Annotated in this window: 16 protein-coding genes; 10 read left to right on the top strand and 6 right to left on the bottom strand. The window is 58.6% G+C overall.

What is annotated here, in order from left to right; all coding sequences use genetic code 11:
- Complete coding sequence (locus OWK27_RS13485) at positions 1 to 618, bottom strand: response regulator transcription factor (RefSeq protein ID WP_148422094.1); 618 nt, start codon at positions 616 to 618, stop codon at positions 1 to 3.
- Between the two features lie 182 nt (positions 619 to 800).
- Positions 801 to 1,187, bottom strand: a complete 387-nt coding sequence (locus tag OWK27_RS13480) for a VOC family protein (RefSeq protein WP_242173770.1) — start codon at positions 1,185 to 1,187, stop codon at positions 801 to 803.
- Positions 1,188 to 1,275: 88 nt separating this feature from the next.
- Between OWK27_RS13480 and OWK27_RS13475 the strand changes: the two genes are divergently transcribed.
- Both OWK27_RS13475 and OWK27_RS13470 read left to right on the top strand, forming a co-directional pair.
- Positions 1,276 to 1,878 (top strand): ATP-dependent Clp protease proteolytic subunit, encoded by a 603-nt coding sequence (locus OWK27_RS13475; protein ID WP_148422090.1) that lies wholly within the window; start codon positions 1,276 to 1,278, stop codon positions 1,876 to 1,878.
- Between the two features lie 132 nt (positions 1,879 to 2,010).
- Positions 2,011 to 3,132: a cupin domain-containing protein gene (locus OWK27_RS13470; RefSeq protein WP_193354811.1), complete on the top strand. Its 1,122-nt coding sequence runs from the start codon at positions 2,011 to 2,013 to the stop codon at positions 3,130 to 3,132.
- 38 nt (positions 3,133 to 3,170) lie between these two features.
- Here the strand turns inward: OWK27_RS13470 and OWK27_RS13465 are convergent, their stop codons facing one another.
- Positions 3,171 to 3,356: a DUF2767 family protein gene (locus tag OWK27_RS13465; RefSeq protein ID WP_148422086.1), complete on the bottom strand. Its 186-nt coding sequence runs from the start codon at positions 3,354 to 3,356 to the stop codon at positions 3,171 to 3,173.
- Between the two features lie 228 nt (positions 3,357 to 3,584).
- On the opposite strand from OWK27_RS13465, the gene OWK27_RS13460 reads away from it, so the two are divergent.
- The 3 genes from OWK27_RS13460 (at position 3,585) to foxA (ending at position 7,150) form a co-directional block, all read left to right on the top strand.
- The gene (locus OWK27_RS13460; RefSeq protein WP_176608801.1) at positions 3,585 to 3,818 is read left to right on the top strand and encodes a DUF2171 domain-containing protein; all 234 of its coding nucleotides are present in this window, start codon (positions 3,585 to 3,587) and stop codon (positions 3,816 to 3,818) included.
- A 151-nt stretch (positions 3,819 to 3,969) separates the two neighbouring features.
- Positions 3,970 to 4,920, top strand: coding sequence for a helix-turn-helix transcriptional regulator (locus tag OWK27_RS13455; RefSeq protein ID WP_267590553.1), 951 nt, complete (start codon positions 3,970 to 3,972; stop codon positions 4,918 to 4,920).
- A gap of 121 nt (positions 4,921 to 5,041) precedes the next feature.
- Positions 5,042 to 7,150 carry a ferrioxamine B receptor FoxA gene (foxA, locus tag OWK27_RS13450; RefSeq protein ID WP_267590552.1) on the top strand — a complete coding sequence of 703 codons (2,109 nt, stop codon included), beginning with the start codon at positions 5,042 to 5,044 and terminating at the stop codon, positions 7,148 to 7,150.
- Between the two features lie 63 nt (positions 7,151 to 7,213).
- On the opposite strand, the gene OWK27_RS13445 is transcribed toward foxA, so the two are convergent.
- Positions 7,214 to 8,629: a PLP-dependent aminotransferase family protein gene (locus tag OWK27_RS13445; RefSeq protein WP_252004627.1), complete on the bottom strand. Its 1,416-nt coding sequence runs from the start codon at positions 8,627 to 8,629 to the stop codon at positions 7,214 to 7,216.
- A gap of 176 nt (positions 8,630 to 8,805) precedes the next feature.
- On the opposite strand from OWK27_RS13445, the gene OWK27_RS13440 reads away from it, so the two are divergent.
- A complete protein-coding gene (locus tag OWK27_RS13440) occupies positions 8,806 to 8,967 on the top strand; it encodes a DUF1127 domain-containing protein (protein WP_267590604.1) in 162 nt (53 codons plus the stop codon).
- Between the two features lie 95 nt (positions 8,968 to 9,062).
- Here the strand turns inward: OWK27_RS13440 and OWK27_RS13435 are convergent, their stop codons facing one another.
- Together OWK27_RS13435 and OWK27_RS13430 are read right to left on the bottom strand one after the other, a co-directional pair.
- Positions 9,063 to 9,317, bottom strand: a complete 255-nt coding sequence (locus OWK27_RS13435; protein WP_023334365.1) for a DUF4282 domain-containing protein — start codon at positions 9,315 to 9,317, stop codon at positions 9,063 to 9,065.
- Positions 9,318 to 9,398: 81 nt separating this feature from the next.
- A complete protein-coding gene (locus tag OWK27_RS13430; RefSeq protein WP_267590551.1) occupies positions 9,399 to 10,787 on the bottom strand; it encodes a PLP-dependent aminotransferase family protein in 1,389 nt (462 codons plus the stop codon).
- Between the two features lie 102 nt (positions 10,788 to 10,889).
- Between OWK27_RS13430 and OWK27_RS13425 the strand changes: the two genes are divergently transcribed.
- The 4 genes from OWK27_RS13425 (at position 10,890) to OWK27_RS13410 (ending at position 12,883) form a co-directional block, all read left to right on the top strand.
- Positions 10,890 to 11,369, top strand: a complete 480-nt coding sequence (locus tag OWK27_RS13425) for a carboxymuconolactone decarboxylase family protein (RefSeq protein ID WP_176608798.1) — start codon at positions 10,890 to 10,892, stop codon at positions 11,367 to 11,369.
- 132 nt (positions 11,370 to 11,501) lie between these two features.
- Positions 11,502 to 11,825, top strand: coding sequence for an antibiotic biosynthesis monooxygenase family protein (locus OWK27_RS13420; RefSeq protein ID WP_267590550.1), 324 nt, complete (start codon positions 11,502 to 11,504; stop codon positions 11,823 to 11,825).
- On the top strand, positions 11,818 to 12,213 hold the full coding sequence (locus tag OWK27_RS13415) for an amino acid-binding protein (protein WP_267590549.1): 396 nt from the start codon (positions 11,818 to 11,820) through the stop codon (positions 12,211 to 12,213). The genes OWK27_RS13420 and OWK27_RS13415 overlap by 8 nt, the downstream gene beginning before the upstream one ends.
- Positions 12,188 to 12,883: an ArsR/SmtB family transcription factor gene (locus OWK27_RS13410; RefSeq protein WP_267590548.1), complete on the top strand. Its 696-nt coding sequence runs from the start codon at positions 12,188 to 12,190 to the stop codon at positions 12,881 to 12,883. The genes OWK27_RS13415 and OWK27_RS13410 overlap by 26 nt, the downstream gene beginning before the upstream one ends.
- Positions 12,884 to 12,995: the final 112 nt, after the last annotated feature.

Here is a 12,995-nt window from a genome sequence, read left to right as displayed (position 1 = left end):
CTACTCCGTCGGCTGGCCCTTGGTCAGGCGCTCAACGGCCCTGACCAGCTCCGCGACGGATCGCACCTGCATCTTCTCCATCACCCGGCGGCGATGGACCTTAACCGTGATCTCACTGACGCCAAGCTCGGCGGCAATCTGCTTGTTCAGCATGCCGCTAATCGCAAGCGTCAGCACCTCATGTTCGCGCGGGGTGAGTGAGCTGTGCCGCTGCTTCAGGGCGAAATGCTCTTTGTTGCGCACGGCGTTGTGTTCCGCCAGCCTGAGCGCGGATTCGATGGAATCAATCAGCGCGCCGGACTCAACGGGCTTGGTGAGAAACTCGTAGGCTCCGCCTTTGATCGCCCGGACGGACATCGGAATGGTGCCGTGGCCGGTGAGAAAGATAATCGGTATTTCCCGCCCGCTGGCCTTCAGCGCGTCCGCCACGTCAAACCCGGTGATTGTCGGCATCTGCATGTCCAGGATCACGCAGGAGGGCAGCTCCTCAAAGGGATGGTTCAGGAAAGCTTCTGCGGAAGAGAAGCCAAGGGCGCGTAAATCTGCTGACTCCAGCAGCCCGACCACGGACTGCCTGACAGTGTCATCGTCATCAACCACATAAACAATGTGTTCCATTCACCGCCCCGGTGCGATCAGTAAATCATCGAGAATAAAAACAGCCCCCGACGTTTGCGTAAGAGACTGTTTATGCTGACTTTCATCTTAACACATTAAATATCATTATCATTTAACAATATGATAACCATATGAAGTATAGCGAGCCATGGCGGGGGCGGTTAAGGAACGAAACGCTGATTTTATGCACCGACCAGCTCAATGCGGTTGCCGTCCGGATCGGCAATCACCGCTTCATAAAAACCGTCACCGGTCATGCGCGGGGCGCTGAGCAGCGTACCGTTTGCCTGCGCCCGCTCTGCCATGCTGTCCACCTGCGCCCTGCTGCCTACGTTAATGGCGATATGCGCCCAGCCGATGAACTCCGGGTGCGCCGGCGCGCCGGGCAGGTCCGGCAGCGTCATCAGCTCAATGGTCGGTCCGTTATCCAGCGTAATAAAATGGGATTCAAACCCCGGGCGGTTTTGACTGACGTAGCGTTCGTTACTGCGGCCGCCAAACACCGTTTCCCAGAACTGAACCTGTGCCTCGAGGCTGCGGGTCCAGAGAGCGACGTGTGCAATATTCATAAGATCCCTCGTTATTTGTCTGTGAGGACTTTCACCGGTAAAACAGGCTACACTCTGGTTTTGAGCGCTAAATGCTGAGGACATAACAATGCACTACACACTGAAAGAAAGCGACAAGGAAAAAGCGGAAGGGTCAAACGGCGCGGGCGCGCTACAGCAAAAGCTGCTTGAGTCCCGTTCGATTGTTATCTCCGGTGAGATCAACCAGGAGCTGGCGCAGAAGGTCATCACCCAGATGATCCTGCTGCAAAGCGTGAGCAACGATCCGATCAAGCTGTACATCAACAGCCAGGGCGGCCACGTGGAAGCGGGCGACACCATCCACGACTTCATCAAGTTCATCCGTCCGGAAGTGCACGTGATTGGCACCGGCTGGGTGGCGAGCGCCGGGATCACCATCTTCCTGGCGGCGAAAAAAGAGCACCGCTACTCTCTGCCGAATACCCGCTTTATGATCCACCAGCCGCTGGGCGGCGTGCGCGGCCAGGCGTCGGATATTGAGATCGAAGCGCGTGAGATCATCCGCATGCTGGATCGCGTGAACAAGCTGATCGCTGACGCTACCGGCCAGCCGCTGGAAAAAGTGAAAAAAGACACCGACCGCAACTTCTGGATGTCCCCGGCAGAAGCGCTGGACTACGGCATCGTCGGCAAGCTGATTACCCATTATGACGAGCTGAACCTGGACTAAGTTTGGCCCGCGCGTGCGTCGGGTGGGGCGTTGCCTTACCTGACCTACGCGCCCGCGTTTGACCCACGACAAGTTCCCCCTCTGCCTTCTTGCCTATAATCGCGCCTGTTTCCCCTCTCACTGGTGCTGACCATGGCGTATCAACTGAACCTGAACTGGCCGGAATTTCTCGAGAAATACTGGCAAAAACAACCCGTTGTGCTGAAAAATGCCTTCCCGAACTTTGTCGACCCGATTACCCCGGACGAGCTGGCTGGGCTGGCGATGGAGCCGGAAGTGGATAGCCGCCTGGTGAGCCATGCTAACGGCAAGTGGCAGGCGAGCAACGGCCCGTTTGAGCATTTTGACCATCTCGGCGAGACCGGCTGGTCACTGCTGGCGCAGGCGGTGAACCACTGGCATATGCCTGCGGCGGAGCTGGTACGCCCGTTCCGCGTGCTGCCGGACTGGCGTCTGGACGACCTGATGATCTCCTTCTCCGTTCCGGGCGGCGGCGTAGGGCCGCATATCGATCAGTACGATGTGTTTATCATTCAGGGAATGGGCAGCCGCCGCTGGCGCGTGGGTGACAAGCTGCCGATGCGCCAGTTCTGCCCGCATCCGGCGCTGCTGCACGTGGATCCGTTCGAGCCGATCATCGACGAAGATCTTGAGCCGGGCGATATCCTCTATATCCCACCTGGATTCCCGCACGACGGCTTTACCCATGAGACCGCGCTCAATTACTCCGTCGGCTTCCGCGGGCCAAACGGCCGGGATCTGATCAGCAGCTTCGCCGACTACGTGCTGGAAAACGATCTGGGCGGGGAACACTACAGCGATCCGGATCTGACCTGTCGCGAACATCCAGGGCGCGTGGAGCAGTACGAGCTGGATCGCATTCGCCAGATGATGATCGACACGATCGGCAAAACCGAAGATTTCACGAAATGGTTTGGCAGCTTCGTCTCCACGCCGCGCCACGAGCTGGATATCGCCGCCGCTGAACCGCCGTATGCGCCGGAAGAGGTGCTGGATGCGCTGCAGGGCGGCGAAACGCTGTCACGCCTGAGCGGCCTGCGCGTGCTGAACATCAACGGCAGCTTCTTCATCAACAGCGAGCAGCTGGAGACGGTGGACGCGAAGGGCGCGGATGCGCTGTGCCGCTACACCGAGCTGGGCCAGGCCGAGCTGGGTGACGCACTGAATAATCCGGCGTTTGTGGAAGAGCTGACCGGATTGATTAACCAGGGCTACTGGTACTTCGACGAATGACGAAGGGCGGCGTTTAGCCAGGCTAAACGCCGCGTTGTTCAGACCAGCATATTGCAGGCTTTCCAGTAGTTCAGAAGCCGTTCATCATCGCGTTCTTTTTCGGCTTTGATCTTCATCGCCTGCGCCAGATTTTCCCGCGACACTTCATGCCCTTTTTGGACAATATCTAATACCGCTTCACCAAGGGCCTGTGAAATTTCAGCCCGATTATTACGAATCGCCATAAATGCCTCCTCGTGGTTTGCGTTAATTAAATTATGAAAGAGAAATAACGAGCCGGAAATAATTCATCTAATTCTTATCAGGAACAGTGTAAATAGGAATCGCTAAATAGACTGAATAAGTGATTATGTCAATGATGTTTCAAAATGCTAATACAGGCCGCAAGCAGATTTTTATACGCTACAGTTAATGACGTGCAACAGCCATATAACCGAAACAGGAGAATCAACATGGTAGATAAAAGCGCAATTAAGGATCATACCCAGGTTGTAGCCAGCTGCGGTACGCATGTGGGCGTTGTGGACCATCTGGACGGCGAGCGCATTAAGCTTGCGAAAAGCGATCCTGAATCCGGCGGCAAGCATCACTATATTCCGCTCGGCTGGGTCGACAAAGTGGATGATAATAAAGTTATTCTGACCAAAGACCATAACGCGGTCTTTGCTGAATGGCAGGAAGCATAAATATATTTCTTTCCTGAAAATATATTATCAGGCTCCGGCTCAGGCCGGGGCTTTGTGCTACTAAACCCGCATTAAAAAACGCCGCATTGCCGCCACGATAAATGAATGGTACTGTTTCCCTTCGTCTATTATCCGATGCAGGCTCCTCACGATGCGCCAGAATGCAAATACCCCAGCGAAACGCCTTTACCTTGTGGCGGATTTTCAGGTATTTGGCGAGCGCTACGGCATCGACTACCATTTCCCGCAGCTCAAGGAGTCGCAGGCCACCAGCCCGGTGCTCCGCGGCGATGTGGAGGAGATGACGCTCTCCTCAGGGATTTCCCTGACCCATTCCGACGTTCACGTACTGCAGCCCTACGAAACCACCTCCCGCCACAGCAGCCCGCTCTATATGCTGGTGGTGCTGGAGGGATGCGTCACGCTCACGCTCGGGGATGATGAATACGTGGTGCGATCCGGGATGGCGTTCAGCGCCCGCCTCAGCGAAGAGCAGGTGATGGGCGCGCGACACGATGCCGACTGCGCCCTGAAGACGCTGTCGTTCGGCGTCTACCCTTCCGTTGCCAGACGTGAAGGCCTGCTGGAGTCGCTGCTTCTGGAATGGCAAAACCAGAAGATACCGGGGTTTATCTGGCAGGTTCCGGACCACGTGCTTTCCGGCATTGAGCATGCGCAACGGCAGGGGGTAAGTGCGCTCTCCCGAAGGCTGCTTCTGGAAGGGCTGATGTATCAGCTGCTGGGACATGGCCTGAGCCAGCGCCAGCAGCATGGCCTGTGCCGGCCAGAGCATGCGCGTCTGGAACGCGTGCGGAGCATGCTGGAACAGTCGCCCGAACTGAATCACACCCTTGCCGAACTGGCCGCCCTCGCGGCAATGAGCCAGAGCAGCCTGCGCAGCAAGTTTCGTCAGCGCTACGGCTGTACGGTATTTGATTATCTGCGCGACTGCCGCCTTTCGCTGGCGCGCCGCTACCTTCTTGAAGGCTACAGCGTGCAGCAGGCGGCGTGGATGTCCGGCTACCAGCATGCCACCAATTTCTCGACCGCGTTTCGTCGCCGCTACGGCGTCTCTCCCGGCGAAGTGCGCCAGCCGCGCTAACCCATTTTTCCTGTTCCTGCGAACGCGATCCGTGCGGTTTGCCATCGCGCATACGAAACCTGGCGGCGCGCATAGTCGTTTGCGGAATGAAAAAGGTAATAATTCTTATTAACAATAAGAAATGCCTTTGGAGAGGATCATGTTTGCTAAGTCGCGTCTGGCTCTGCTGGTGGGATGGGTTACCGGTAGCGTCGCTTTTCCTTTGTTGGCACAGGATGCCCAAAAAACCGAAACCGTTGTGGTCACCTCGCAGATGCAGTCTGCCGCCACCAAAATTGAAACGCCGGATATTGAAACTCCGCAGTCGGTCTCTGTCATCACCCGCGAGCAGTTTGAAGAGCAGGGTGCCACCAGCGTGCGTCAGGCGGTGAGCTATACGCCGGGCGTGTACAGCAACCAGATTGGGGCCTCAAACCGCTTCGACTACATCGTGCTGCGCGGCTTCTCTGACGGCAGCCTGGATAATATCTACCTCGACGGCCTGAAGATGATGGGGGACACCAATTCCCACAGCTCGCTGGTGGTCGATCCGTGGTTCCTGGAAAACGTTGAGGTGGTCCGCGGCCCGGCCTCCGTGCTGTATGGCCGTTCATCCCCCGGCGGGATCGTGGCGCTGACCTCCCGTAAGCCGTCGTTCGATCCGGGCGGGGAGATCAAGCTATTTGCCGGGAATAACGACCAGCGCGGGGCGATGTTTGACGTCACCGGCCCGCTGGACGATAACGACCGCGTGGCGGCGCGCCTCAGCGGCATGACCCGCTACGCCGATTCCCAGTTCGACCCGCTGAAGGAGGAGCGTTACGCGCTGATGCCGAGCCTGACCTGGCGCATCACCGACAGCACCCGTCTGGATTTGATGGCCTACCTGCACCGGGATCCGGAGGGCGGTAGCCACTCCGGTCTGCCGTATGAAGGCACCGTCGTGCCGCACCATGGCAGAAAGATCGCCAACACCTTCTATGAAGGGGAAGACGATTACGACAAATACGATCGCCGCGAGAATATGGTGGGCTACAGCTTCGAACATATGTTCGATAGCGGCTGGTCAGTGCGCCAGAAGCTGCGCTACCTGCATACCAAAGTGGAGCTGAATCAGGTGTATGCCGCGGGCTGGCTGAACGACAGCGAACTGAACCGGGGCTACTCCGGCTCTGACGAGAAGATGAACGCCATCACCCTGGATAACCAGGTGGACGGCAGCTTCGACACCGGGGCGGTGAACCACCGGGTGCTGATCGGCATGGATTATCAGGATCGCACCAACAACGTGACGGGCTACTACGGCGGCTTCCCGCCGATCGACGCCTTCCATCCGGCGTACGGCGCGAAGCCCGACTACATCACCCAGTACAGCCGGGAAAAACACAAGCTGCGCCAGACCGGGTATTACCTTCAGGATCAGATGTCCATCGACCGCTGGCGCCTGACGCTGGGCGGACGGTACGACCAAGTGAGCGTGTCGAATATCGACAACTTCAACCATACCCGCAGCGATCTGGACAAGAACAACTTCAGCAGCCGCGCGGCGCTGCTGTATCTGTTTGATAACGGCGTTGCGCCGTACGTGAGCTACTCTACCGCCTTTACGCCGACCAGCTTTGCCGACGAGCAGGGTAAGATCCTTGACCCGATGAAGGGCAGGCAGTGGGAAGCGGGCGTCAAGTACGAGCCGGAGGGGATGAACAGCCAGTTCAGCGCCTCGGTGTTCCGCATCAACCAGAAGAACATCGCCACCAAAGAGGAGCCGACCGATCCGTATCGTTCCATCGGTGAAATTGAGTCCGAAGGCGTTGAGCTGGAGGCGATTGGTCAGCTGACCGACAGCCTGCGCGTGCAGGCGGCGTATACGTATACCGATATTCGCTATAAAAAGAGCAGCCCGGAAGAGGAGGGCAAGCGCGCCGTCTATGCCCCGCGCAATATGGCCTCCGCCTGGCTGAGCTACGACGTTAAAACCGGTCCGCTGGACGGCCTGACCGTCGGCTCCGGCGTGCGCTACGTAAACGGTATTACCAGCGATCGCCAGAACACCCACACGCTGCCGTCCTATACACTGGTGGATATGGTGGTGGGCTACGATCTGTCGAAGGTGGGGCTGAAGGGCGTGAGCGCGCAGCTAAACGTCAATAACCTCACGGACAAAAGCTACGTGGCGGCGTGTAACTCGCTTTCCTACTGCTACTTTGGCGCAGAACGCAGCATTGTGGGCAGCGTTTCCTGGACGTTCTGAGGCGTTAGCCCCTTTTCGCCCTCTCCCGGTGGGAGAGGGCCGGGGTGAGGGCATCAGGCCGCGCTACTCCTCCATCGCAATCACAATCGCTTCCCCCATTTTCCTCAACGCCTCGCGATGCTTTTCCGAAGGCGGTAACGCCACGTTAATGCGCAGGCAGTTGCGGTACTTGCCGGAGGCGGAAAACAGCGACCCGGCCGCCGCCTGGATCTTCATGCGGCACAGCTGCTTGCTCACGCACACCATATCTACCTTCTCCGGCAGTTCGACCCAAAGCAGGAAGCTTCCCTGAGGCCGCGTGACGCATATCTCTGCCGGAAAATATTGCCGCACCCAGCAGGTATAGGTTTCCATATTTTGCTGATAAATCTGGCGCATACGCCGCACGTGGCGATGGTAATGCCCGTCGCGAATAAAGGCCGCCACCGCCATCTGCGTACCCGGCACGTTGAATCCGCCGGCGGCATACTTCATGTGCATCACCCGGTCGTAATAACGGCCCGGAACAATCCAGCCGACGCGCAGCCCCGGCGCCACGGTCTTGGTAAACGAGCTACACAGGATCACGCGGCCGTCGATATCCATGGAGTGAATGGTGCGCGGACGCGGGTACTCTGCGGCCAGCTCGCCGTAGATATCATCCTCCACAATCACAATATCGTGCCGCTGGGCGAGCGCCAGCACCTGCTTTTTCCGCGCTTCAGGCATGATAAAGCCGAGCGGGTTGTTGCAGTTGGGCACCAGGATCGCCGCCTTGATCGGCCACTGCTCCAGCGCCAGCTCCAGGGCTTCAATGCTGATGCCGGTTTCAGGATCGGTAGGAATTTCAATCGCCTTGATGTCGAAGCCGCGCAGCATCTGCATGGTGCCGTGAAACGACGGGGACTCGACCGCCACGATATCTCCCGGCTTGCAGATCGACAGCAGGGCGATAGACAGCGCGCCGTGGCAGCCGTTGGTGATCACAATCTCGTTTGCCGCCACGGTGGAGCCGCCGTCCAGCATCAGGCGGGCGATCTGCTCGCGCAGCTCCAGGCGCCCGTCGAGCACGTCATAGCTCAGCATCTCGCCCGGATTGTGCTGCGCAATGCGGCTCATCTCGCGCCAGAGCGGCTTCAGGCTCGGCTGGTTAACGTCCGGCGAGCCGCCGCCGAAGGAGATCATCTCTTTATCGGCGCGGGCGTCCAGCAGCATCATCACCTCATCCCACTGGGTAACGTCCACGGGGCGCTGCACCGGGCGCGTCATCGCCGGTACGGGTGGCTGAGCCTTCCGTGTTGAAACAAAATAGCCGGAACGCGGCCGGGGCGTGATGAGCTGGAGGTTTTCAAGGATGTGATAGGCCTGCTGTATGGTGCTGATACTTACGCCGTGCTCCTGGCTCAGCGCGCGCACCGACGGCAGACGTTCGCCGCTGCGGTACAGCCCTTGCTCGATGCGTTCCGCCAGAAGATTGGCCAGATGTTGGTAGCGCGTCATGCTGTATCCTTTGTTATTACCATACAGTTTAATAAACCAGTACAGATTGCCGTTACAAACGGCATGCAGATATCGTTTTAGCGGATCTGTATGTTAAACAAAAGGTGTTTTTGAATCTGTATTGCACGGGCTGATTTGCACGATGATAGCCTCACTGGCACAGTGAGGAGAGCATGATGGAATTTAACGAGAACCGCGCAAGGCAACCTTTTATCGCGTTTGTCTGGATCGCGAAAATGCTGCGTAACTGGTATCGCATCAACCGTACCCGCCGCATTCTGAGCCAGATGAGCGACGAGCAGCTCAAGGACGTTGGGTTGTCGCGGCATGATGTATGAGCCGCGTCATCGCCCGGTGGCGCTACGCTTACCGGGCCTACTCGATCCCGTAGGCCGGGTAAGGCGCAGCCGCCACCCGGCATATAACAAGCGGATTATTCGGCAGATTTTATCGACGTGTTTTCAGCGATGCGGCGCAAATATTCGTTGTTCTTGAACGCAACCATAATCAGTTCGAACATCACGCGGCATCCGACCAGGCTGCATACCGTACCGATAAAGCCGGTGATGAGATGGTCGCTGAACATGGTATACACACCGCCTGCAAAAATAAGCAGCATGGCGATCCAGTAAAATAAGACCAGCACGCGTGGTGTTAATAAATAATCAAATCCCAAAATTGATTTCATTTTCTTTTCCTTAGAAATGTAAAAAAGCCATCAGATTATATCGATATTTTAAATCGGTGCTAATTGGGCAGATATCTGATTTCAGAGTAATATTTCAAGCGTCCGCCGTTTCGGCCGTTCCAGCAGCTCAACCGCCTCCTGATACGATCGCACGTTGTTATAGCCCATTACCAGCCCGTAGCGTTTTCCCGACCCGCAATACCACTCGGATAGCGCGTTAACCTGCAGCTGGTGTGCCTGCCAGCAGCGCGCCACCTCCCGGTCACGGCTTCCTGAGCTAAGAAACGCCACAATGTGCATCCCGCCGTCGTTTTGCTCGGTGAAGAACAGATCGCCATACACCTCACGCAGGGCGGCAATCATCCAGTCGCGCCGGGTCTGGTAGAGGGCGCGCATCTTCTTAAGATGCCGGAAAAAATGCCCCTCGTTGAGAAACGCGGTGAGGATCTTTTGCGTCAGTACCGGCTGGCCGCTGGTAGTGATTTCCGCGCAGTCGGTAAAAGCGCCGACTGCGCGCGCGGGCATTACCACGTAGCCCATGCGCAGCGACGGCATAATGGTTTTACTGAAGGTGCCCATAAAGATCACCCGGTCATGCCGGTCGAGGCTTTTCAGCGACGGCAGCACCTTGCGGGTGTAGTGAAACTCCCCGTCGTAATCGTCTTCAATAATCCACGCCTCGTTCTGCGAAGCCCAGTCGAGCAGCTGCTGTTTGCGCGGCAGGGAGAGCGTTACCGCCAGCGGGCTCTGGTGTGACGGGGTGACGATGGCAAAGCGGGCGTCGCGATGGTGACGGAGCAGGTATTCCGTGTCGATCCCGCTGCGATCGACCGGCACGGTGTGCAGACGCGGCACGATCCGCCTGAGCAGCTGCTGGCCCATAAAATAGCCCGGATCTTCAAACACCACCTTGTCGCTGCGGCTCGCAAGCGTGTCGAGGATCAGGCGCAGGCTGCCGCTGTAGCCGCTGGTGATCAGCACCTGGTCGGCGGTGCAGGAGAGCCCGCGGGAGATATTCAGATAGCGGGCGATCGCCTCGCGCAGCGGGTACCAGCCCGACACCGGCGGGTTGAGCATTTCATCCTGACGCATGGCGCGCGTCGCCTGGCCCGCCAGCAGCAGCCATTTTTTGTACGGGAAGCTGTCGAGTGCGGGAATGCCGGGGCGCAAAAAGCCGGCCCGCTCGCGCTGGCTGATAAGCGATGCCGGGAGCGGGCCGGTGGTCTGCTCCGCCGGAGCGGGTGTAGCCGGAAGCAGGAGATCCGGATTTACCCGCGTGCCGCGGGCGCCCTGGCTTACCAGGTACCCTTCGCCCGTCAGGATGGCATAGGCCGTTTCGACGGTTTTGCGCGCCACCTTCAGCTCCTCAGCCAGCACCCGGATGGCAGGCACCTTATCGCCGGGCTTCAGCACGCCGCGCGTGATGTTGTCGCGATAGCGGGCATAGATGTCGTGATAGCCTGGCTTCATGTCCTACCTCGTTTCACGCTTTTTGTATCTTTTTACTATGTCATGAACGGCGTAGATTTGCCTCATCGCGCGACATAAACCGCACAATACAGAGGAAAGACAATGAGCACCCGCGTAAACCACCATAAAGCCACACCTGCCCTCGCCAACGCCCTCTCCGCCCTGAGCATGGAGGTGGCGAAAACCTCCATCGACCCGGCGCTGAAGCACCTGATCGACATTCGCGTGTCGCAGCTGAACGGCTGTACCTTCTGCCTGGACATGCACTCGAAAGAGGCAAAAATCGCCGGCGAGCGCGAGCTGCGCCTGTACCATCTGGCGGCCTGGCGCGAATCCCCGCTGTTCAGCGCCCGCGAGAAAGCCGCACTGGCCTTCACCGAAGCGCTGACCCAGATTGGCGTACATGGGGTGAGCGACGCGTTGTACCGCAGCGTGGCGGAGCACTTCTCGGACGTGGAGATTTCGGAGCTGAACTTCGCCATCGCAGCGATCAACGCCTGGAACCGTCTGGGCATTACGTCGCGCATGGCGCCCGGCTCGCTGGATGCGGCTTACGGGCTGAACAAGGCTAACCTGGAATAATCACAATAACGCGGCGCTTACCGGGCCTGCCGTAGACCGATAAGCGCCGTGCCACCACATTTCGCTCCCTGCCGAAGCATCGCCCATTCTGTTCCCGCATGCTCTTCGTAACCTCACAACGGAGAGACAACCATGATCGCAGTCCTTTTCGAAGCCAAAGCCAACCCCGTCCATCAGGCGCGTTACCTGCAGCTGGCCGCTGAGCTCAAGCCGCTGCTGGCGGGTATCGACGGGTTTATCGATATCGAACGTTTCCAGAGCCTGACCACCGACGGCAAAATCCTCTCGCTCTCCTGGTGGCGGGATGAAGCGGCTGTCCGCAGCTGGAAGCAGAACGTCTTTCATCAGGCCGCGCAGGCCGAAGGGCGGGAGTCGATTTTTGCGTACTACCGTATTCGGGTGGCGCAGGTCACGCGGGAGTACGCCTCCGAAACCGGAGGGTACGCGGATGTATGACGTTCATGTCGTGTTTAACGCTGTTCCCGGCGAGCTGGCGCGCTTTGGGCAACTTCTGGGGCGCAACGGCGTGGGGCTGGAAGGCGGCGGCGTATTCGGCACCGATGCTCATTTTCTGGTGGAGGATGGTGAAAAAGCCCGCCGCGTGCTGGCTGAGGGTGGGTTTACCGTGCTGGCCATACTTAAACCGGTAATCAGAAAACTTAAGCAGGAGCGACCCGGCGAGCTGGGCGAGCTGGCGGCCGCGCTGGCCGCACGGGGCGTGTCTGTCCTTACCCAGTACAGCGACCATGCGAATCACCTTATTCTGCTGACGGATGATGATAAGCTGGCCGCAGAGATCACCGAACCCTGGGCAACGAATGTTAAAGACGAGCTTACCTCCTGACGGCAGCGCGGCGCTGGAGCGGGCCATTGCCGCGGTGGCGGCAGCCATGGCCGATCCGTCGCGCGTGAAGATGCTCTGCGCGCTGATGGACGGACGGGCCTGGACCGCCACGGAGCTGAGCGCTGCCGCCGACGTGGCGCCGTCGACCGCCAGCGGGCACCTCGCCCGGCTGGTGGAAGGAAGGCTGATTACCTGCCTGTCGCAGGGACGGCATCGCTATTATCGTCTGGTGGGGCACGACGTGGCGGCGCTGGTCGAGCAGATGATGGGGCTCTCCTGGAGCCGCATTACGCCGCCGGAAACCTCCGCGCCAAAAGCCCTGCGTGAAGCCAGGACCTGCTACGACCATCTTGCCGGAACGGTGGCGGTGCAGATCTATGAGTTCATGAAGGCGGAAGGCTGGCTTGAGGCGGACGGCTCCGCGCTGACGCTGTATGGCCGGGAGCAGTTCCTGAAGCTCGGCGTTCCGTTAAGCGCGCATCCGCGCCGGAAAGCCTGCTGCGCCTGCCTGGACTGGAGCGAGCGGCGGTTTCATCTGGGCGGAGAGGCGGGGGCGGCGCTGCTCATGCATCTGGAAAGCAAGGGCTGGATCCAGCGGGTGGCGGGATACAGGGAGGTAGTGGTTACGGGCGCAGGGAAGGCGGCCGTCAGGAAGTACTTTAGCCGCTAAACGCCATTGCGGCCCGATCCCCTCACCCTCAGGGAGGAGCAGACAGCCTTTCGCAATTCCTGCGCTTTAGATTCTCGTTTCTTGATACTTACCCTGATAACTATTATCGTGG

Origin of the sequence: Enterobacter cloacae complex sp. 2022EL-00788 (assembly GCF_026627565.1) — a bacterium.
GTDB classification, from domain to species: Bacteria; Pseudomonadota; Gammaproteobacteria; order Enterobacterales; family Enterobacteriaceae; genus Enterobacter; species Enterobacter pasteurii.
This window is presented reverse-complemented; position numbering and strand designations above follow the sequence as displayed.

Coding starts and splice junctions, on each gene's coding strand:
- OWK27_RS13485 (WP_148422094.1), bottom strand. CDS start 618: ATGGAACACATTGTTTATGTGGTTGATGACGATGACACTGTCAGGCAG.
- OWK27_RS13465 (WP_148422086.1), bottom strand. CDS start 3,356: ATGGCGATTCGTAATAATCGGGCTGAAATTTCACAGGCCCTTGGTGAA.
- foxA (WP_267590552.1), top strand. CDS start 5,042: ATGCCTTTGGAGAGGATCATGTTTGCTAAGTCGCGTCTGGCTCTGCTG.
- OWK27_RS13425 (WP_176608798.1), top strand. CDS start 10,890: ATGAGCACCCGCGTAAACCACCATAAAGCCACACCTGCCCTCGCCAAC.
- OWK27_RS13430 (WP_267590551.1), bottom strand. CDS start 10,787: ATGAAGCCAGGCTATCACGACATCTATGCCCGCTATCGCGACAACATC.
- OWK27_RS13460 (WP_176608801.1), top strand. CDS start 3,585: ATGGTAGATAAAAGCGCAATTAAGGATCATACCCAGGTTGTAGCCAGC.
- OWK27_RS13455 (WP_267590553.1), top strand. CDS start 3,970: ATGCGCCAGAATGCAAATACCCCAGCGAAACGCCTTTACCTTGTGGCG.
- OWK27_RS13410 (WP_267590548.1), top strand. CDS start 12,188: ATGTTAAAGACGAGCTTACCTCCTGACGGCAGCGCGGCGCTGGAGCGG.
- OWK27_RS13445 (WP_252004627.1), bottom strand. CDS start 8,629: ATGACGCGCTACCAACATCTGGCCAATCTTCTGGCGGAACGCATCGAG.
- OWK27_RS13440 (WP_267590604.1), top strand. CDS start 8,806: ATGGAATTTAACGAGAACCGCGCAAGGCAACCTTTTATCGCGTTTGTC.
- OWK27_RS13475 (WP_148422090.1), top strand. CDS start 1,276: ATGCACTACACACTGAAAGAAAGCGACAAGGAAAAAGCGGAAGGGTCA.
- OWK27_RS13470 (WP_193354811.1), top strand. CDS start 2,011: ATGGCGTATCAACTGAACCTGAACTGGCCGGAATTTCTCGAGAAATAC.
- OWK27_RS13420 (WP_267590550.1), top strand. CDS start 11,502: ATGATCGCAGTCCTTTTCGAAGCCAAAGCCAACCCCGTCCATCAGGCG.
- OWK27_RS13435 (WP_023334365.1), bottom strand. CDS start 9,317: ATGAAATCAATTTTGGGATTTGATTATTTATTAACACCACGCGTGCTG.
- OWK27_RS13480 (WP_242173770.1), bottom strand. CDS start 1,187: ATGAATATTGCACACGTCGCTCTCTGGACCCGCAGCCTCGAGGCACAG.
- OWK27_RS13415 (WP_267590549.1), top strand. CDS start 11,818: ATGTATGACGTTCATGTCGTGTTTAACGCTGTTCCCGGCGAGCTGGCG.